The 19,614-nt window shown below is 53.0% G+C and carries 17 protein-coding genes; 8 read left to right on the forward strand and 9 right to left on the reverse strand.

What is annotated here, in order from left to right; translation table 11 throughout:
• Nucleotides 1-189: 189 nt before the first annotated feature.
• From OSW16_RS06205 to OSW16_RS06235, 7 genes are all read left to right on the forward strand, one after another.
• A complete protein-coding gene (locus OSW16_RS06205) occupies nt 190-1,797 on the forward strand; it encodes a DUF1302 domain-containing protein (RefSeq protein WP_267821567.1) in 1,608 nt (535 codons plus the stop codon).
• A 17-nt stretch (nt 1,798-1,814) separates the two neighbouring features.
• A complete protein-coding gene (locus OSW16_RS06210; RefSeq protein WP_267821569.1) occupies nt 1,815-3,164 on the forward strand; it encodes a DUF1329 domain-containing protein in 1,350 nt (449 codons plus the stop codon).
• A gap of 55 nt (nt 3,165-3,219) precedes the next feature.
• A complete protein-coding gene (locus tag OSW16_RS06215; protein ID WP_267821602.1) occupies nt 3,220-4,290 on the forward strand; it encodes a WD40/YVTN/BNR-like repeat-containing protein in 1,071 nt (356 codons plus the stop codon).
• Nucleotides 4,291-4,301: 11 nt separating this feature from the next.
• Complete coding sequence (locus OSW16_RS06220; RefSeq protein WP_267821604.1) at nt 4,302-6,776, forward strand: efflux RND transporter permease subunit; 2,475 nt, start codon at nt 4,302-4,304, stop codon at nt 6,774-6,776.
• Nucleotides 6,777-6,962: 186 nt separating this feature from the next.
• Nucleotides 6,963-7,493 (forward strand): transposase, encoded by a 531-nt coding sequence (locus tag OSW16_RS06225; RefSeq protein WP_267821606.1) that lies wholly within the window; start codon nt 6,963-6,965, stop codon nt 7,491-7,493.
• Nucleotides 7,494-7,559: 66 nt separating this feature from the next.
• The gene (locus OSW16_RS06230) at nt 7,560-7,781 is read left to right on the forward strand and encodes a hypothetical protein (RefSeq protein ID WP_267821608.1); all 222 of its coding nucleotides are present in this window, start codon (nt 7,560-7,562) and stop codon (nt 7,779-7,781) included.
• 48 nt (nt 7,782-7,829) lie between these two features.
• A complete protein-coding gene (locus OSW16_RS06235; RefSeq protein ID WP_267821610.1) occupies nt 7,830-8,054 on the forward strand; it encodes a hypothetical protein in 225 nt (74 codons plus the stop codon).
• Between the two features lie 330 nt (nt 8,055-8,384).
• Here OSW16_RS06235 and OSW16_RS06240 read toward each other — a convergent pair whose 3' ends face one another.
• The 4 genes from OSW16_RS06240 to OSW16_RS06255 form a co-directional block, all read right to left on the reverse strand.
• Complete coding sequence (locus OSW16_RS06240) at nt 8,385-9,194, reverse strand: alpha/beta fold hydrolase (protein WP_267821612.1); 810 nt, start codon at nt 9,192-9,194, stop codon at nt 8,385-8,387.
• Between the two features lie 94 nt (nt 9,195-9,288).
• Nucleotides 9,289-9,627: a c-type cytochrome gene (locus OSW16_RS06245; protein WP_267821615.1), complete on the reverse strand. Its 339-nt coding sequence runs from the start codon at nt 9,625-9,627 to the stop codon at nt 9,289-9,291.
• Nucleotides 9,624-11,282, reverse strand: a complete 1,659-nt coding sequence (locus tag OSW16_RS06250) for an FAD-binding oxidoreductase (protein WP_267821617.1) — start codon at nt 11,280-11,282, stop codon at nt 9,624-9,626. Before OSW16_RS06250 ends, OSW16_RS06245 begins: the two co-directional genes overlap by 4 nt.
• Nucleotides 11,283-11,314: 32 nt before the next feature.
• Nucleotides 11,315-11,908 carry a hypothetical protein gene (locus OSW16_RS06255; RefSeq protein WP_267821619.1) on the reverse strand — a complete coding sequence of 198 codons (594 nt, stop codon included), beginning with the start codon at nt 11,906-11,908 and terminating at the stop codon, nt 11,315-11,317.
• 458 nt (nt 11,909-12,366) lie between these two features.
• On the opposite strand from OSW16_RS06255, the gene OSW16_RS06260 reads away from it, so the two are divergent.
• On the forward strand, nt 12,367-13,593 hold the full coding sequence (locus OSW16_RS06260; RefSeq protein ID WP_418942034.1) for an FAD-dependent oxidoreductase: 1,227 nt from the start codon (nt 12,367-12,369) through the stop codon (nt 13,591-13,593).
• 46 nt (nt 13,594-13,639) lie between these two features.
• On the opposite strand, the gene OSW16_RS06265 is transcribed toward OSW16_RS06260, so the two are convergent.
• The 5 genes from OSW16_RS06265 to OSW16_RS06285 form a co-directional block, all read right to left on the reverse strand.
• Nucleotides 13,640-16,405, reverse strand: coding sequence for a LuxR C-terminal-related transcriptional regulator (locus OSW16_RS06265; RefSeq protein ID WP_267821623.1), 2,766 nt, complete (start codon nt 16,403-16,405; stop codon nt 13,640-13,642).
• 119 nt (nt 16,406-16,524) lie between these two features.
• Nucleotides 16,525-17,322: an N-acyl homoserine lactonase family protein gene (locus OSW16_RS06270; protein WP_267821625.1), complete on the reverse strand. Its 798-nt coding sequence runs from the start codon at nt 17,320-17,322 to the stop codon at nt 16,525-16,527.
• 192 nt (nt 17,323-17,514) lie between these two features.
• Nucleotides 17,515-17,901 (reverse strand): carboxymuconolactone decarboxylase family protein, encoded by a 387-nt coding sequence (locus OSW16_RS06275; RefSeq protein WP_267821629.1) that lies wholly within the window; start codon nt 17,899-17,901, stop codon nt 17,515-17,517.
• Nucleotides 17,902-17,919: 18 nt separating this feature from the next.
• On the reverse strand, nt 17,920-18,816 hold the full coding sequence (locus OSW16_RS06280; protein ID WP_267821631.1) for an NAD(P)-dependent oxidoreductase: 897 nt from the start codon (nt 18,814-18,816) through the stop codon (nt 17,920-17,922).
• A gap of 128 nt (nt 18,817-18,944) precedes the next feature.
• Nucleotides 18,945-19,613, reverse strand: a complete 669-nt coding sequence (locus OSW16_RS06285; RefSeq protein ID WP_267821632.1) for an alpha/beta hydrolase — start codon at nt 19,611-19,613, stop codon at nt 18,945-18,947.
• Nucleotide 19,614 lies beyond the last annotated feature (1 nt).

Here is a 19,614-nt window from a genome sequence, read left to right on the forward strand (position 1 = left end):
GGCATTACGATTTATGAAACAAGCATCTGCATCTGAGTGAGGCACGCTATCTATGGATAGGTGCTCAAGGGGGTGCCATCTCCGTACGTTCGTTGCACAGGTGCTTGCTCTAGCAGCTAGATGGAATTCAATAGAATTTGATCGGCCTAATCAATCTAGTGCCTTACCGATGGTCGGAGAACAATAATAATGTCGAAAAATAAGCCTGATAGTTTGGCAAAAACTAATAACATAAGACCGGCATCGTCACTGCCTGCAGCAGCATTGCTGAGCATGGCGTTCGCTACATGGGGTATCAGCGCTCCCAGCAGTGCTGTGCAATTCCAAGTGGATGAGGTCGACGTCAATTGGACGAATACATTTAAGTATTCCCTCGGCACGCGATTGACCGACCCTACTGAAAAGAATCTCGCCAACCCTAACGCGGATGACCCTGATCAGAATTTTGAGCAAGGCTCGTTGATCATGAATCGCTTTGACTGGTTAAGTGAATTCAGCGCCCGATGGCAGAATATTGGATTGAATTTGAGTGGTGCGGCTTGGTACGACAATGTATATAATCAAAGTAATGATAATAAATCGCCTAGTTCATTCAATCCTTATTCAGTAGAACATGATCATTTTACTGAGCAGACAGAGAAGTGGGCCGGTAAGAAAATTGAACTAATGAACGCTTTCGTATCTGGCCAATTCACGCCGCTTGATGTGCCGGTGAGCATGCGTTTGGGTCAGCATACTTTAATCTGGGGTGAAAGTCTTTTTATCACAGATAATGGTGTCGCTGCGGGTATGGCGCCCGTGGACGCTTATAAAGCGCTGAGTGTACCGAATATCAAAGCTCAAGAAGTTTTTTTGCCAACGAATCAACTGTCACTGAGTGTTCTTCTTTCTGACAGTTGGGTCGTTGAGGGTTACTACCAGTTCGAGTGGGAGAAAACTCGGATCCCACCGGTGGGCAGTTATCTCTCCTCAGTCGATATTCTCGATGAAGGCGGCGAGCGCATTATTGCTGGAGCCGGGACCTTTTTCTATCGCGGTGCAGACAAGACGCCTGACGCCGCACAGTATGGCCTTTCGGTGCGTTGGCGACCGGTTGACCTGAACCTCGATATGGGCGTTTATGCGCTTCGTTATAACGATAAAACTCCACGAGTGAACACCATCCTGTCAGGCGGTTTCGATCCCGTAACCGGTTCAATCGGTGAATATTATCTGGATTATAAGGAGCATATTGATCTGTATGGAGTGAGTGCTAACATGTCGTTCGGTGCGCTCAATCTAGGTGGAGAAGTTTCTTATCGCAACGGTGTGGCGCTTCGGGCCGCCGGTGATGTACTTACTCCCGATGTGTTAGGCAATACATTGCACGCTCAGTTGTCAGCGGTGTGGGTGGGTAACGCAGGTGTGGCGTGGGATGGGGTCAGTATCGCAGCGGAGCTAGCGGGGCACAGACTTCTTGAAGTCACAAAAAACGAGCAGCAGCGTGACACCACCTTGGATGATTCAGCGTACGGGATTAGAGGCGTTACAACCTTCAAGTACTTTCAAGTTCTACCGAGCTTGGATGTCGAGGTTCCAATCGGTCTGGGCTATAACTTCAAAGGAAAGTCACCAATATCGGCAGCTTTTAACAACTACGGTGGTAATGAAGGCGGCGACATTACGGTCGGTGTTGTGGGGACCTATCAGCAGGCGTGGACGATCGGCGTGAACGCGACTCACTTCTTTGGAAGTGAATCGTCGAATTACTATTCAGGTCGTGATTTTTTGATGGCTTCCGTTAGTCGCTCCTTCTAATATTCAGGTATCCATTTATGAATAATTACAAAATCAAATGTTTACTGTCAATCGCGGTGCTGACGGCACTGATCAGTGCTCCTGCGCGGGCCGCAGTGACTTCTGCCGAGGCGGCGAAGTTAGGGAGCGAATTGACCCCCTTGGGAGCCGAGCGAGCAGGTAATGCCGAAGGCAGTATTCCTGAGTGGACGGGGGGGTACAAAGGCGTACCAGCGGGGCATAAACCCGGCAGCATGATTGCTGATCCGTTCCCGGACGAAAAGCCGACGCTGGTCATCACCGGCAAAAACGTCGCGTCTTACAAGGAGCGGTTGTCTCAAAGCGTTGTGAAAATGCTGGAGCAAAATCCTGAGTGGCGCTTGGATATCTATCCAACCCATCGTACCGCGTCGGCGCCAGATGCTTTTTATAACTACACAGAGCAGAATGCGGTCACGGCGCAGTTGAGTGGCGACGGTATTGGCGTCAAGAATGCCTATGGTGGTATTCCGTTTCCATTACCCAAAAACGGTTCGGAAGTTCTTTGGAACCATTTTCTCTCATGGAAAGGGGTCGGGGTGGAAATGGAGGGTGGCATGTACATGGTGGATGCCAAAGGACGGTCTTCATTGACGGCTGCGTTAAAGATGGATGGTTTCTATCGATATGCCTTGCCGGGCGGGGAAAAAGATTTCGATGGCTTCTTCCAATGGCATAGATCGCTGACGACTGCGCCTGGACGGAGCGCCGGCGAAGCGCTCGTAGGCATCTGGCCACAGGACTTTACGGTTCAGCAACCGGGGTCATGGCAATATATGCCCGGACAGCGTCGAGTTCGAAAGCTGCCTAATGTGCAGTTCGATACGCCGAATTTCCTCATGTCGGGGTTAACCCAGTTCGACGAGGCATATGGGTTCTTTGGCTCGCCCGAACAATATAATTGGAAGCTTGTAGGGAAGAAGGAGATGTATATACCCTATAATACCAACAAGCTTTTTTCTGCAACGCCTGATGCGCTCATGACACCTAAAGTTCTCAATCCCGATTTTATCCGTTGGGAACTGCATCGTGTCTGGGAGGTTGAGGCCTCACTCAAAACCGGCTTTCGAAATGTGGTGCCCAAGCGAACGGTCTACATGGACGAAGATACCTGGGGCATTGTGCTTGCAGACCTCTGGGATTCACAAGGCAAGCTCTATCGCGGGGCCATCAACTATCCTGTAGTGAATTACGACCTGCCCGGCGTAGTGTTGCGACCTTTCATGTCAGTAGATTTCCAGCAGCAGGCTTACACGCTCGGTGAGCTCCTAAGCAAATACTTGCCCGTCACTCCAAAGCCTCGTTCTTTCTATTCCGCGGAAGCGTTGGTCCAAGACGCCCTGCGTTGAAAACTGGTCCTGGGCGGTCATCGCCGCTCAGCGCCAAAAATGCTAGGAGTAGACAATGAGTTCAATGAGTATGCGTGCCATTAGCTGGCTGAGCGTGTTGTGCATGATCGTAACCGCATGTCAGGTAAATGCGGGAAACGGCCGGCCCGCTGTCCTCGACAGCCCAGCTCGTGAAGTGATGCATCCTGCCGCGACGTTTCTTCTTGATGTGACGGCAGCAGGGGCGCGCCTGGTGGCGGTAGGCGAGTCAGGACGTATCATTTTGTCAGATGACCAGGGGAAGCATTGGCGCCAAGCGGAGGTTCCCACCAGCGTGTTATTGACCGCCGTTGAATTCGCCAATGAGAAAGTTGGATGGGCAGTCGGTCATTCTGGAATCGTGCTTCGGACTGACGATGGAGGAGAAAATTGGCATCGGCAGTTGGACGGTGTCCAGGCAGCGCAGCTGGTTTATGACGCCGTAGCTAAATCGCGCCTGTTGGAGCCAACGCATACCAAAGGTATGAGTATTGGACAAGCAAAGCGGTTAATCGATGATGGTCCAGATAAGCCTCTACTTGCTATTAAAGTGGAAGATGCTAACCGAGTAACAGTCGTGGGCGCTTTTGGATTTGCGTTTCGCACTGTAGATGGGGGTGAGCAATGGTTCCCCTTGGAGAGCCAGCTCAACAACCCAATGGGCCTCCATTATTACGGCATAGCGAAAGCTTCCGCAGGCTTAGTGCTGGTCGGTGAGCAGGGCATCGTTCAGTACCAAAAAGGAAGCAATGAATTTGTAGCGAGTGCACCCGCTGATGGAACGCTTTTCGGGGTTTTATCACTTGACGAACACGTACTAATTGCGTACGGGTTACGTGGCAAGTTGGTGCGAAGTGCTAATGGTGGGCAGACTTGGAATAGTGTGCAAAGCGGCGTTGAAGCGTCAATTCAAGCAGGAACTATTCTGTCCAATGGCGCTGTTTTGCTAGTGGCTGAAAACGGCCGGATGATTGCGAGTAAAGATCAAGGACATACCTTCACGGTGTTACCGGCCCTCATTCAGCCTACAGCTGACATCGTTTCTGTTTCCGAAAAAAGCATTATGTCGGTTGGACCGCACGGCGCCCAAACCGTTCCTGTGCCCTGAGATATGACACTATGAAAATCAATATTGATTCGGCAACGAAACGCTCCGATTTTGACCCCGCCGGCGGAACGGTGCTTGAGCGTGTTTTGTTCAATAATCGATTGCTTGTGGTGCTAGTGTGTAGCATCGTATCGATCCTTTTAGGATGGAGTGCGCGCGCTGTAGACATCAACGCAAGCTTCAAGGCGGTCATCCCTATCGACCATCCTTATATCCAGAATTACCTCAATAATGAGGCTGATCTTCAGGGGTTGGGTAATACCTTCAGAGTAGTGGTTTCTACAGAAGGCGGGACAATTTTAGATGCTGAATACTTGGAGACGTTACGAAAAATAAATGATGAAATCCTCACCATCCCTGGAGTTGAACGCCCTTTCCTGCAGTCCCTCTGGACCCGCAGTACACGTTGGCTGATGGTTACTGAGCTGGGGATAGATGGCGGCCCTGTCATGCCCGATACATTTGACGGCAGCGCCACAAGTCTCGAGGAACTAAGACTTAATATTCTCCGTTCGGGTGAGATTGGGAAGTTGGTAGCCGCTGATTTCCAATCTAGCGCCATCGTGGTCCCGCTATTGGAGTACGACGCCCAAGCCCAGGAAGCACTTCACTATGGAGATCTCTCTAAGCGATTGGAGGCGATCAGGAAGAAATATGAGGGAAATGGCATTACCATCCACATCGTCGGGTTCGCAAAAGTTGTGGGCGATTTAATTGACGGTCTGAATCAGGTTCTCATGTTTTTTGCTATTGCTGTTGCGATTGCCGCAGCAATGGTATTTTGGTTCACCCGTTGCCTTCGCAGCACCGTGTTGGTTGTCACGTGCTCCGTGGTTGCGGTCATCTGGCAACTTGGAATCCTCCCGCTGATAGGTTTTCATTTGGACCCCTACTCAATTTTGGTGCCGTTCCTCATTTTTGCGATCGGCATGAGTCACGGCGCGCAGAAAATGAATGGGGTTATGCAAGATATTGGTCGAGGTATGCATCGTCTCCATGCCGCGCGCAACACCTTTCGCCGCTTGTTCTTGGCAGGCTTCACCGCGCTGGTTTGTGATGCGGTAGGTTTCGCTGTGTTGTTCATGGTCAATATACAGGCGATCCGAGAGCTGGCCATCGCTGCAAGCATCGGCGTGGCGATTCTAATTTTTACTAACCTCATTTTGCTCCCGATATTGCTCACCTTCACTGGTGTTAATGCTCGTGCCGCTCAACGCGCCCTTCTCCAGGAAAGCGGCGCCCTAGAAGGGACTCAGCAACGTCAATCAATATGGCACCTGTTAGCACGGTTTACCGAGCGGCGATGGGCAGCGGGATCAATCATCACCGCCCTCATGCTTGCCATCGGAGGGCTGTTGGTTGCGTCAAAACTACAAATAGGTGATTTGGATGCGGGGGCTCCAGAGCTACGTGCAGACTCTCGATACAATATCGACAACGCTTATTTGACCAGCCATTACGCGACCAGTACTGATGTATTGGCAATCATGGTCAAAACGCCGCCAGACATGTGCGTGAACTACGAAACTCTGGTCAAGGTTCGTGATTTACAGATGCTGCTTGGACAACTGAGCGGGGTCGAGGCAACCAAATCCTTCGCAGATTTGGCCAGACAAATGACGTCTGCCTATAGCGAAGGCAGCTTCAAGTGGTCTGAAATCTTGCCCAACCAGGCGGCGTTAAACTCCCTCATCGGGCAAACTCCGCGTGGTCTGCTCAACACCAACTGTGATCTGCTCACCATGTACGCGTACCTCAAGGATCACAAGGCAGAAACGCTCCAGCAAGCCGTTGAGGTTATTGAGAATTTCGCCAGAGCCAATGACAGCGAACAGGCCAAATTCCTTCTCGCAGCGGGGAACGCGGGTATCGAGGCAGCGACGAATCAAGTCGTCAAGCATAATAATTATTTGATGCTTGGAGGGGTTTACATTGTGGTAATCATCCTTGCGTGGGTTGCCTTCCGCTCATGGAGAGTGGTTATTGTAGCAGTCGTACCTCTGATCTTGACCAGCATTCTTGCTGAAGCGCTGATGGTATGGTTGGGAATTGGTTTAAAGGTTTCGACTCTTCCGGTCACGGCCTTGGGAGTTGGAATAGGTATAGATTATGCGCTTTATATTTTGAGCGTGATGCTAGCCTGGATGCGCTTGGGTATTTCAGTGCGCGAGGCTTATTACCGCTCGCTCTTGTTCGTTGGGCGAGTAGTAATGCTTACCGGTATGACTCTTGCGGCAGGTGTCGCCATGTGGGCATTCTCCCCAATCAAATTTCAAGCGGATATGGGGCTGCTCTTGGCTTTCATGTTTCTGGTGAACATGTTTGGCGCACTGGTTCTGTTGCCGGCCTTGGCGAGTTTTCTCCTGAAGCCGCAATATTTGGCCAGCCATCACGACGCGCCCGTTTTGTCCGTCAACCAGAGCGAACAGCTGCAACCTGCAGGAGTCGGTGTAGGCGGAACGCCTTTGGGATCTAAATGCGTCTGAGCACCGATGCCCAGCAATGCCGCAGGGTCGCGGCTTTTGCTAAGCACAATGGATTTATGAGAACGGAAGCTGTAGGTAGTTTCTGCGTAAGCGTCCGGCGAACTCACCTTCTGAGCTCCAGCGTTTAGGGCGATGGTGTCCGCGTATTTTTAAGCGGACGCGATCACCCTTATCGTCTGGATTTCCATGCGCCAACGAAGCTCCTATCCGAAACCATTCAAAGCCCAGGTCGTCCAGGAATGCCTGCAACCTGGCGCAACCGGGTACAGTGTCGCCATCAACCACGGCATCAATGCCAACGTCATCCGCAAATGGCTGCCGCTCTATCGAGATCAGCCTGCAATGTCTTCATTTCCGGCATTCGTCCCGCTAAACGCCGCACCTGAACGGCCAGTCGTAGCGTCAATGATCATCGTGCGCATGCATGGCCAAGGTGCGCGGGACTCGCTACAACACCGGCGACGGCATCCGATGGCCTTGGACGTGGGCGCGGTTGCCCATAGCAACTGGTCGGGTTGTCACGCGGTGTCTTACGACCTCAACGCCCAGGCCATGGGCGACCTGAGCCGGCTCAATCAGCAGAAGAACTATTACCACCTAGGGGTGGTGGTCAACGCCGACGGACAACGCTTCGTAGGCGAAGGAGAAGACTTTCGCAACTACACATACTCGGGCATGGGCGCGAAGGTCATGGAACAATCGGGTGGCATCGCCTAGCACATCTTCGACCAGCACAGCCATGATCTGCTGCCGGATGAATACCGCGGGCGCAACGTCACCCTGGTGCAGGCCGACACGCTCGAAGCGCTGGCCGCGCAATTGGACGGCGTGAATGCCCCGGCCCTGCTCGAAACCCTCAAGTCCTACAACGCGTCCGTGCGCGAGGATGTGCCCTTCAACCCGGCGATCCGCGATGCCCGTTCGACGTGGGGCCTGGAGCTTCCCAAATCGAACTGGGCCAACCCGCTCACGTGCCCGCCCTTCGTTGCCTACGGCGTGACCTGAGGCATCACTTTTACCTTCGGTGGGCTGAAGATCAACAGCCAGGCCCAGGTGCTGGACGAAGAGGATCAGCCAATCGCCGGCCTGTACGCGGCGGGCGAGCTGGTGGGCAACCTTTACTACGTCAAGTACGCGGGCGGCGCCGGGCTGATGTCTGGCTCGGTCATGGGCCGCATCGCCGGTAGTCGAGGCCGCCGCGACGCGCACTGCGTAGAGAACGATCACCAGCTCTTCTCGGGCCGCTCACCGACCCGAGTTCCCGTTAGAGGTAGGTGACCCCACGGTTCGCTCATTCTGGAACGCGCTGACCCATCTGCCGGTCGGGCGCAAGTTGCTTTGCGGCTTCGGCCTGTTCTGCGTGTTGTCCCTGGGGCCGGTGGGCATTGCCTTTGAGGCGGCCGAAGAACTGCTGGAGGGCAATTGCCAGAGCCCGGGTTTAGCGGACCTCAACCTACTGTTACTCGAAGCGCGGCGGATGGAGAAAGTAGACATCCAACCTCGTGCAGGATGTGTTGCGTGAACGCTTACGTTATAACCGCACCACCATCAACCAGATGAACGCAGCATGTTGTCTGCACGGTCTAGCGTTAACTAACGTTTCAGGGGCTAAGGACGAAGCAGGAACTCGCTGACTGCATGACGGGCCGTGGCCGACTCATCTAGCACTAAGTGGCCCGCCTGCCCAACCACCTTCACTTCGCTCTGAGGGATCAACTGATGCCAGAATTCTGCTTGGCCTACTGGTAAAATCCTGTCTTCTTTTCCCCAGATGATTAAGGTAGGGATTTGAATGGATTGCAAGACCGAAGGCATGTCGGGGTTGATCATTTTGCCGCCGTGCATGAAGCGCTCCGACGCCTCTGCTTCCTGCCTGCGCATGGCAGCGAATTGAGCATCTTCGCCCTCCGGTAGGTAGGGAGTCAGGTGACAGGTGTCATGCACAAGAAACGCTGGTATCTGATCCGGACTGACCTTGCTCAGATCCGTCGCGGGAAATCTCTCTACTTGGAGACCGGCGGGGCACGCGAGCACCAGTCGTTTAACGCGATTGCTGTGCCGTGCAGCGAACTCAGCTGCAAGAAACCCCCCCAGCGAAGTGCCTACCAGATTAACCTGATCGAAACCAAGCAGATCGAACAATCTTTCGTAATGATCGACGTAGCCCTGCATCGATGTGATTCGCGGATTGACGGAAGAAGCTCCGAAGCCTGGGTGGTACGGCAAGTAGCTTGAGAAATCAGCAGGCCATAGTTCAGCAAAGCTAATGCCGTGCCAAGTTCCCGCTCCGTGAAAATAGACTAATGGATCGCCGGAACCAGCGTGGTAGACAACCGTGCTTGTACCGTCCACTTGCCATATTTGTTGTGTGTAATTTCCGTGATCTACTCGCCGATCACCGGTGGGAAAGTGAATCATAGTGGGGCTCCCTTTGATGGCGCTTAGTACCTACCTGAGCGGCGCCTGAGCGCTATAGAGGCTGCCCGGCGCCTGTAGATGAATGTCTTGAGCTCTATTTTTCACTCATTGATTTGGCGAGATACGCGGCCAGTGCATCTAATTCACCGTCACTTATTTCAACTTTACGGAAGAACGGCATGATAGAGACGCCGTTGCGCACAAAGTATTCGACCATTTCAGGTGAGAGATCCGAGCGCTCTTCAAGACTGGCGGGGAGTGTTCCTTTATAGCGAGCATCCAAAGCCATAGTTCCCGCATAGGCATCGCCTGGAGCGTGACAAGCTGCGCACCATTGCTCATAAACTTTCTTGCCATCGATATCGCTAGCTGATCCACAAGCCGCCCACGTGCTCAATACGAAAATTGCTACTGCGCTACGAAGCCGTTTCATCGCTTGGCTCCTCGGCGAAGATCTTGTGGCCAAATACCGTAACGTCCCGGAGAGATGATGCCGTTAGGGTCGACCGCATCTTTCAACGTTTCGTGGAAGCGTAGCAACATATTGTTGTTGAATGAGTAAGTGTCCATGACATCGTTCTGAAAGGCGGTAGCAGTTCGGTACTCTCCCCAGCCATGCTCGGCCGCAATCTTGATCAAGGCGCGAAACGCTTCCCGGGTCTGCTTGTTTTTTTCCGGATCTTTAGAGATCCAGAAGGGGATGATGAACACAAAGCATCGCTCCCAGCAGGGAACAGGAACATTGAGGGCGAATGCGAAAGGCACTCCAAGTTTGCGAGCCGCCGTGCCCAACACCTCGTTAATCTTAATGATCGTTTCTCCATCACGCGGAATTATTGGAGAGAACCAGGCATGGCCGTCAGAAGGGGGGGTCGGATTCCAATGGGATCGTGCACCGATCGAAAATGCTCGCATGTTGGGTATGCCGAACTGTGCGGGATACTGAACAGTCTTTTTCTGTTCCTCCGTGAGGGGCAGATTGTAGTATTCTGTCTCTTCGAACGTGGCACTCGGTACTGTCTTGCGGAACCGTTCCTGTACATACTCCCACTGGGCACGAATAACTTTTTCCGGGCCGTAGAAGCTAAACGCACCGTTCCAGAAGGGGATGCGATTTTTTTTGCCGTAATTTTCGTATTCTTCGGGTTTCGCGCCGCGATCTGCCAAGGCTTTATACTCGGCATCACGCGCCACTGGACCGTGGAGTAGGAAATCGTGTAGGCCAGCCAAGCTAGGTGAGCCGAGCAAAGGGCTGTTGATATCGGGGAAGCCCGTGTAAATTTTCTGATTCTCCAACTCGGTCATCAGATCCACTAAGGGGATTAAGTCACGATAGTTGGAGAGGTGCACGGTACCCTTCAGAAACGCCTCTGGTTCAGGCATTAGCCAAAAACCCATTTTGGTTACAATTCCAAAGTTGGATTGGCTAAAAATGCCGTCGACGTATGGACCGAACCCTGTCTTGTACATTTGCCATGTTTCTGCCCCCGGCATCGCGCCCATGCCGGTCCGCATGATCTCGCCATTTGCCAACACCACTTCCATTCCACAATGGGCGTCGAAGTGGTTGCGAAAATTGGCCGCCGTGTAGCCAGCGCCTCTGTCAATAGCGTTCCCTAGCACACTGCCCCAGCCGGGATCGGGTACATCCATCCACAATTTTATTTTTTTGTCCTGTAAATATCGGTAAAGATCAAAGTAACTCACGCCTGGTTCAACTACGCAATAAGCTTGCTTTTCATTGACCTCGAGGATCCGATTCATTCGCTTCAGGTCCAACACGACGGATCCTGAGTAAGTGGGCGCGGACCCCCCATATCCCAGATTTTTGCCCGTGGAGATCGGGTACATCGAGACTTTGTACTGGTTGGCGATGCGCATCAATTGTTGAACTTCTTCGGTGTTCCCTGGAGCAACGGCGGCGGATGCGCGAATCTCCTCAGGCTCCCCCCAGTAAGGGGAATAGGCATCGCGGTAAAGATCAAGGTCCTCTGCGCTGCTGAAGACCCATTTATCTCCTACTACCTTGCTAAATTGACGTAGCACCTCGGCAAAATCTTCTGTCGTGAGTCCGGTTGGAGTGGGCATAATCATTCCTCATTAAAGCGGTCAGTGATGTCTCAGGCGACGAGCGGGGCAATGACCCAACTCACCAGCGGGCCATTTAACAAGCTGGGTTCGGCTGCTGTTGAGAAAGTTCGGTGCGGTTGACACCCGTGGTTAGTACGCGCCCAGGAACATGTTCCGGCAACTCCAGCCATACGCTCGCTCCAGTCAGCTCCTTGAAGTAGTTCGCTCAGAGGGTGGTGCAAGTGATTATTGGCTTCGATGTGATGAGCAACGTGATTGTTCTCTGTCGCCTCATGTGTGATTCGAAGCACGACCCTCATGCCGCGGTCCAGAGCGAGGCGCTCTAGGCAAAACAGAGGTTGGCGGGCGGTCATGCCGGCAATGATCGAAGGTTTTTGCCGCCATTGTGGGTCAAGCTGCGAGAACCACAGGTCGGTAATGTCTCCATCGATCAGATGGTGCGGCAAGCCGCGGCGTGCGGCCTCCATACCAAAGCGACGGCTGGCTTCGAACCGCTCATCAACGATCACCAGCTCTGGTACAGAGGGCGCCAGTGAGCCTAGGCCAGCTGCGATTGCCTTGACGTTGAGGCCGGCAACTACACCGCCGGCGAGACCAATTTTGAGAAGATCGCGACGCTTCATCCGAGTTCCCATTCTTCGATATTATCGATGCAAGTTTTCAGCACGAACAATCGCTGCAAGGACTGACTGCAAGTTGCCTGCGGAAGGGTGCAGTGAGAATAGCGATATGTCATAGAATTCTGCTCATTCGATTATTGGATAGCCGCGGCGACGAGTGCACGCGGGCCAGGCGAGATGTTGTAATGAAGACAGAGTAATTGTGATTGAGATGGGGCGAGCTACACCTGTCGAAAGATAGGGCTGGACTGACCAACGTGCGCCATTGCTTCCCTAGCGCTTCGCTATCTTTGGGTAGGTCTCATTAGTGGCCGTTAAGGAGTAAATCCCATTAGGAGCGTCCTGCGTTTCGGAGCACCCGCCTTTCCGGACAGTTCGGCGCTACTAAAAAAATCAATTGAGCGGGGTTACAGATGGCAACAGGTAAGCGTGTATTAATAGTTGGTGCAGGACCCACAGGTTTGATCGCAGCACTTGGGTTGGCTCGTCAAGGTGTACAAGTTACAGTTATTGACAAGGCACCTGAAGTTTCGCGCTGGCCGAGGGCGATGGTTTACTTGTCCTCAACATTAAAAGTCTTGGATGAGCTCGGTTTACTTGCCGCAGCCCACGATGTAGCAGCAACCGGTTATGAGTATAATATTCGCTTTGGCCTGACTGGCACTATCGGGCGACTAAATTTTCGCGACGTCGAAGATCTGACACCGTATGCCTATAATTTACATTTCGGCCAGGATGTTTTGGCTGAAATTGTCCTGAAGGAATTCTTGAAGCTTCCCGGCGCTCAAGTGCGTTGGAACGTGGCGTTCGAAAATGTAGTTAAAAATGATAGCTCTGTTGTAGTTTCTGTAGTAACGGCGGAAGGGCCCAGCATTTTAGAGGCTGATTGGTTAATTGCCGCAGATGGCGCGCGTTCTAGCGTTCGTAAAAACCTGGGGATTGATTTCGAAGGTTTTACTTGGGACGATGTGTTCATGGCGACCAACGTCATTTACGATTTCGACAAACATGGTTATGCCCCATCGACCATGCTGGCCCATGCTGACGATTGGGCGGTGATCGCGAAGATCGACAATCACCATCAATGGCGAATCGCCTACGGGGAAGCAGCCTCCTTATCCGAGGACGAGCGGCTCGCTCGGATCCCGGAGCGTATCAAACAGTTCTTGCCGGACCCTTTGCAGCCTTTTGAATTACTGATGGCGAATGCGTACAGTGTCCATCAGAGAAGTGCTGCTACCTATCGGCTGGGTCGAATACTACTTGCCGGTGATGCTGCCCATGCTACCAACCCCATAGGGGGCCTTGGTTTCACCAGCGGGATTCAAGACGCCGATCAATTGATCAAATGCCTGGGCGGATGCATCAATGGAGTATTTTCGGTAGATGCTCTGGACTGGTATGCCTATGAGCGTCGGCGCTGCTTCCTGGAAATTGCAAATCCCACAGCCATTGAATTCAAGCGCCGGACACAAGAGAAAAATCCGGTAAAACGCCTGCAGGATGAAGAAAATTTTCTCGCATTGATGGGCAATCGCGAACAGCGCCGACGAGCGATGACATCTATCTTCAGTTTGGCGGGCCGCGATTATTGTCCTGAATGGAGAGAGCTCTATTTGAAAGCAGATGAATCAGGAGCCTCGCCAAACCTTGGTGCACATGGGGGCATTATGATCTCAGAAGAGTGATCGACGCCCCCTCCGTGGTCCGGAGGGGGCTTTCGGGCCGGCATGCTCAACGTAGAATGCCCAACTGACGAGCTCGATCTGCGGCTTGGGTGCGGCGGCGAACACCTATCTTGTCGTAGATTTGCTGCAAGTACCATTTGACTGAACCTTCGGTCATCCCCAGTTTGACTCCTATTTCCCGATTGAGCAGCCCCTTGTCGACCATTTCCAGAATATCGATCTCGCGGCTGTTAAGGGCTCCGAGGATCGGAAACGGCTGGCTTGTATCGAGGCTTGACTTGCTTGCCGAATTTTCTGAGGGTCGCATACACCGCAATAAATGGGTGGCGAACGTGTCGGCAGGCTCGTTTGCGATGACTGCATTCTTCAGTTGTTCATGCAATAGTCCTGCTAACCAAGGACCTTCATCGAGGAAGACTCGGATGAACTGACGGGGCGCAGCTTGGAGCATCGTACGCCGTAACATGCGTTGAGCAGCTCGGTGGTCACCAGAAAGCACGGAGAGATGCGTAATTATCAGCCCCCAGCGGATCATATTCCTGAGCACATCGACGTGCTCAAGATACCGGTGCCAGAGCTTCGCTAGGCTCAGCGCTTCAGGTAGCCTATCTTCGGCTTGGGCAACCCTGATCCAGGCCATGGCTCGCGCCTCATCACGGGTACTTGCATGCGTTGACGGAGAGACTTCGCTAACAGAGCACTTGAGCCCGTTGCGGCGACCTAATCTGATGACCTCATCAATGTCACCACTGCGCAATAACCATTTCAGGCGTTCGGCTAATGTGAATAATCGCAGGCGTTCGAACTTGTGTTCAGTTGCAAAAATATCTGCGTCATCGAGCGTCGCGAACGCAGTGGCTTGATCGCCCCCGATCATGGCAAGCCTCGCCTTGGTCAACCACCCTGCAATGGCTTGATCCACGAAGCCGATAAAAGTTGCCGCCGGGAGGTAACGCGTAATTAAATCTTGGGCTTGGGGCAGATCATCACGCTCGTAGTGGATTTTCGCCAAAAGGACAGCCACCATTGCTGCCAACGGCGAACGCTCGCCCGCCAAATGCTCTGCCGTTTTAAGAGCAGTGTTGAGTGCCTGGATTGCAGCATTTATTCGACCAACCATAAGCCGCGAAGGGGCCACAGCGGCACTGTGGAACACCTGGCCAAGTTCATTGGGCAAGCGTTTTAGATGCTCTGTGGCCAGAGTATTCAGTCGTTCAACATCGCCAAGCTTGTAATGCTCTCGTTGAGCGGTCACAAGCGCGGTGTACAGGCTCGCTCGAACCACAGGGTGGGCGTCTTCGTAGTCGTCAAGCAGGGCTTGAGCCCGTACCTGCACCGTCGTAAGGTCATCCCTCAAAAGTGCTAGCATCAGCTCACGGTGCTCAAGCAAATGACTGAGCGAACGGAGCTTCTGTTCCGGAAGTGATTTGTCTTGCTTCAACTGCTGTATGCACCGACGGCTGGTTTCCATCAGTTCAGAGCACGTCTCGAATTGCCAAAGCATTTCGAGCTGCCATACCTGAGCAAGGAGTATGGAGGGGAACTGCCCGACAACCTCTCTCGGCAAGCGATCTACCATTTGCCATGCCCGTTCCTGAGTGGCGAAAATGTCCTGACAGTGGGTGTCCATGATTTCCGCTGCGCGCTGCACTTGTTGAGCCGCGAAGGCCTGACTAAAAGCCTCCAGGTGATTGCCTTGCTCCGTAAACCAATTGCTGGCACGTTCATGTAGGGCTAGTTGCAAGCTTGCGTCTTGGTCGCGCAGCTCCTTGCGCAGGAACTCTGCAAATAATGGGTGGTAGCGATACCAATAATTCTGGTCATCTATAGGGGTCATAAACAGACCCAAGCTTTCGCACTCTCGTATTAGCTCATGACTATGATGCGAACCGGTGAGGAGATCGCAAAGTGGGGGGCAGAATTGATCTACGACCGACGTGTGAAGCAAGAACCTTTTGATGGTTGCCGGCTGCCGGTTAAATACATCCTGCAGGAAAAATTCAGCGAACTGACGTCTGTCCCCTGAGATATGGTCGAGGTGTTGGAGCAACTCTGGATCTCGACGTAATTGAACTGCACTCAAGACTAGACCACCAGCCCAACCTTCAAGCCGTTTTCTCAAACTTTCGATCTGCAGAGGATCGATAGTACGAATGCCATGCATTTCGAGGATAGCACTGGTCTCCCCGTCGCTTAAGCTGAGATCCCGGACGCCAATATCAACCACTTTACCGTGCATCCGAAGTCTTGCAACGGACAGACAAGGTTCACCACGGAAGCTTAGAGAAATCTGGAGGTTGACAGGCGCTTTTTCTACCAGCATTGAGAGCAGTCGAACCGAATCACTTCCTGACAGGTGATGAACGTCATCGAGAATGAGAAAAATAGGTTGGTCGAGATAATTATCCAGCAAGCCGAGCAGGGCGTTGAGGCATTCGGTTAGACCTCCCCCATGCAAGCGAGCGTCCTTATGCGGGACTGTACGGCCTTGAGCCGCTTGCTCAATCATGGTTTTGAGGTACATCGTGAAAACGTCGAGTTCCCGGTCTGAGTGATCTATCGTCAGCCAAGCGACGCGCCTGCCTTGCCTCTGGAGAGAATCTCGATACTGGGCGAGTACGCATGTCCTGCCATAGCCAGGCGCGGACTGCAGCACAATGAGCGGGACGTTGCTTGATTCGACCAGACGCTGCAGTAGCTGCGGTCGGGCAATGAGTTGTGTCAGTCTGGGAGGATGCAACTTAGAGCTAAGCAATGTTGCATCGAGCTTTTCCAGATTTACCCGATGGGGCATAGGGTTATCACTGCGCATTGCGGCACGCCTCCAAAAGTACGGGTCGATGTCTTCGACCTCTTGTTTGAATTTTTCGCATAGCGGGTTTTGCTGGTGTACGTCGCTTCGATCCTAGCATGCTGGTCGTGTGCTAGTGCTCATTGACGCTTCTGCCGAGGAGGCTTGTGCAGGGCCACTATATCGTTGACGGGATCTCCCTCGAATGGATAGAGACTACGGACCATTGGGTCGTGCCCTGGGATGATGTGGTCGGCCGAATCGGCGAGAGCTGATAATGTCTGATATCCCTTCAGCATTTCACCCACATGAAGTACGACTGGGAAGGGCGATTCTTCCTCCATATTGTCGTAGTAATGGCTGGCGTCCGATGCCAAGACCACCCAGCCCCGCGAGGTATGGACCCGCACTGCCTGTAGGCCTTGAGTATGGCCACCGATATGAATCAGCTGAATACCAGGTGCCAGTGATGCGTTCCCTTGATGGAAAACCACACGCTGCTGATACACTCCCCGTACGATATTGATCACATCACTCACACTAAATGGCTGACGCAGTGGGCTGTAACGCATGTATCGGCCGGTGGCGTAATGCATCTCTGATTCTTGAAGGTGGAATTGTGCGCTTGGGAGTAAATCAACGTTGCCGGCATGGTCGTAATGCATGTGGGTAAGGATGACGTCACCGACGTCCTCGGGTCGTAGGCCAAGCAGCCGTAGCGCTTGGATCGGACAGCGGAGGAGGGTTCGACCGCGGCTATCTGCTGCCGATTGGTTGAAGCCCGTGTCGACCAGATAATGTTCATTTTCTTTACGGATCAGCCAGACGAAGTAGTCCATCGGCATCGGGCCGTCATGCGGGTCAGGAACCATGAAATTATTGCGTCGTAAGCGCTCGTGTGTTGCATAGCGGATAGCGAAGACTTCGTACTCGGGCATAGGCTGCATTACTTGACCTCTACCTTGATCGCGAGCTGGATGGCCTGCATCGCGTCTTGGTGATTAAACGGAATCGTGAGTCGTGCATGTCAGCGTGGGCCGGGCAGTGGGCCGGTGGCAAAATACGCTCTCGTCTGTAGCGCTCACCCGCTGCTATCTCCGAACCAGCGGGTGAGAATGAGGCCGCTGCTCTCAGCGGTTTTCTGCTTCCCACGCAATGATCGCTTCGCTAGCGACGCGGAATGCTGCCAAGGCGAGTGGAACCCCGCAATAAATAGCAGCTTGCATCAGCACTGCCCGAATTTCTTCTTTCGTAACCCCGTTGGTCAGCGCACCTTTAACATGCACTGACAGTTCGTGATGTTGGCTCATCGCTGTCAACGCTGAAAGGTTGACGATGCTGCGGGTCTTGAATGAGAGGGTGTTGTCACCCCACACTTCACCCCAGCAGTATCGTGTCACAAGCTCTTGCATGGGCTTGTTGAAATCATCTGCATGGGCCCAAGACTTCTCAACATGTGCTGCACCTAGCACGGCCTTACGATTGGCAAAGCCTTTCTCGAAATTTTCGCTACTCACAGTCATTACTCCTAAAGGTCAGGCTTTAGTAACTATCGGCAGTTCAACGCCGGCCCATTGCTCCAGCACGCAGATCATGCGAGTGTAATCTGCATCGTCACCGTAGGTGGCACGTGTCATGTTGAGCATCTGACGCACGGCATTTCCGACTGGCATTGGAATACCCATGGCTTCGGCTTCGTCCAGACAAAGGCGTGTGTCTTTTAGGGAGAGAGCGGTAGTGAAGCCGAAGTCGAATGTGCGCGGGAGCACTGCCCTAGGAAGCTTGTCCACTGTAGCACTGTTACGACCACTTCCTGCATTGAGCACATCGAGCATCACCTCTGGAGCCAATCCCGCTTTTACGCCCATGACCATTGCTTCGGAAGAAACTGCAAGGGCTGTTACTGAGACAAGGTTGTTGACGAGTTTCATGGTTTGACCCAGTCCAGCACCGTCGCCGCAGTAAATCGCTTTTCCAATACATTGAAGCATTGGCGCTACCTCGTCGAATGCGGCACTGGGGCCTGAGGCCATCAAAGCCAATGTGCCTTTAGTCGCACCTGCAGCGCCACCGCTCACCGGACAATCCAGAGCTATAATGCTACGGGCGATCAGTTCTCTGGCGACAAGCTTCGCGACCCGAGGCCCGGTGGTCGACAGGTCAATATAGATACGGACTTTTTTCCCCGTAGCTATACCACCTTCTCCCAAGGCGACTTTTTGAACGATCTCGGGAGTAGGTAGGCTTACAAAAACGACCTCTGCCGTATCTGCTACTTCCGCCACCGATGTGGCCTGCCGCGCCCCAAGTACTGCAAGGCGATCTGCCGCAGCGCGGTTCAGGTCAAAGACTGTTAGTGGGAAACCTGCCTGAGCCAGGCGAGTCGCCATCGGCTCACCCATAGTGCCCAGTCCGATAAATCCAATGTTCATTATCAATACTCTCTTATCGCGTTGTGCAAGCACGGCTCTGTTTTTTGGCTTCATCGCAGCACAGGTCGCAAGGGGCTTGGAGGGGAGTCAGAAAAAAAGCGAATTAGGACCCAGTAACAGTTCTGGCGTTAGCGGGGGTTCTCGTGCTCCGTCGTTAGGTGCAACGCACGCTGAAGCAATGCTCTGCTCGCCATGATTTCGTCGTCGCAAATCTCATGCGACCGGCCGGGATATACCCTGAACTCTGTATCTGCGCCTAAGGCTTTGAACACATTCAGGGTTTCTTTCGTGCGCTCAACGGGTACCCACGGGTCCTGATCTCCGTTGCTCAAGAAAACACGCATTCCCTCTAGACAGCCTGCAGGCTGCCATTGCATTCCATCGGGTCCGATCAGCCCGCCGGTGTAAGCCACAAGCGCAGCAAATGGCTGGTGCTTCCTAAATACGTACTCACATGCTAGGCATGCGCCTTGGGAAAAGCCGACGATTGCGATGCGATCATTGGGAATGCCGCTGGCATTGAGTTCACTTATCAGACGATCCAACCTTTCCAGTGAATAGCCCAAGCTTGGTTCATTGTGGGCAACGGGCTCCATGAACGGGTAGGGATACCAAGAGTTGTCTGCGGCATCCACGGCCACAATAGGCATTTGTGGCAAATCCAGCCGTTTGGCAACATCTAGCATGTCGCGTGATGACTGACTACGACCATGGATTAGCACCGCGACTGGACCATCGGCTTCAAGAGCAGGTCCTGTGTGCTGACTGGGTATTCTCATGTGGGGGTTGGTGATCATT

This window comes from Pseudomonas putida (assembly GCF_026625125.1).
Classification (GTDB): domain Bacteria; phylum Pseudomonadota; class Gammaproteobacteria; order Pseudomonadales; family Pseudomonadaceae; genus Aquipseudomonas; species Aquipseudomonas putida_X.

Bases quoted from the DNA above. Each gene is read 5' to 3' on its own strand.
- OSW16_RS06270 (WP_267821625.1), bottom strand. From the start codon at position 17,322: ATGCCCGAGTACGAAGTCTTCGCTATCCGCTATGCAACACACGAGCGC.
- OSW16_RS06215 (WP_267821602.1), top strand. From the start codon at position 3,220: ATGAGTTCAATGAGTATGCGTGCCATTAGCTGGCTGAGCGTGTTGTGC.
- OSW16_RS06250 (WP_267821617.1), bottom strand. From the start codon at position 11,282: ATGCCCACTCCAACCGGACTCACGACAGAAGATTTTGCCGAGGTGCTA.
- OSW16_RS06280 (WP_267821631.1), bottom strand. From the start codon at position 18,816: ATGAACATTGGATTTATCGGACTGGGCACTATGGGTGAGCCGATGGCG.
- OSW16_RS06245 (WP_267821615.1), bottom strand. From the start codon at position 9,627: ATGAAACGGCTTCGTAGCGCAGTAGCAATTTTCGTATTGAGCACGTGG.
- OSW16_RS06240 (WP_267821612.1), bottom strand. From the start codon at position 9,194: ATGATTCACTTTCCCACCGGTGATCGGCGAGTAGATCACGGAAATTAC.
- OSW16_RS06210 (WP_267821569.1), top strand. From the start codon at position 1,815: ATGAATAATTACAAAATCAAATGTTTACTGTCAATCGCGGTGCTGACG.
- OSW16_RS06285 (WP_267821632.1), bottom strand. From the start codon at position 19,613: ATGATCACCAACCCCCACATGAGAATACCCAGTCAGCACACAGGACCT.
- OSW16_RS06255 (WP_267821619.1), bottom strand. From the start codon at position 11,908: ATGAAGCGTCGCGATCTTCTCAAAATTGGTCTCGCCGGCGGTGTAGTT.
- OSW16_RS06265 (WP_267821623.1), bottom strand. From the start codon at position 16,405: ATGCGCAGTGATAACCCTATGCCCCATCGGGTAAATCTGGAAAAGCTC.
- OSW16_RS06205 (WP_267821567.1), top strand. From the start codon at position 190: ATGTCGAAAAATAAGCCTGATAGTTTGGCAAAAACTAATAACATAAGA.
- OSW16_RS06220 (WP_267821604.1), top strand. From the start codon at position 4,302: ATGAAAATCAATATTGATTCGGCAACGAAACGCTCCGATTTTGACCCC.
- OSW16_RS06225 (WP_267821606.1), top strand. From the start codon at position 6,963: ATGCGCCAACGAAGCTCCTATCCGAAACCATTCAAAGCCCAGGTCGTC.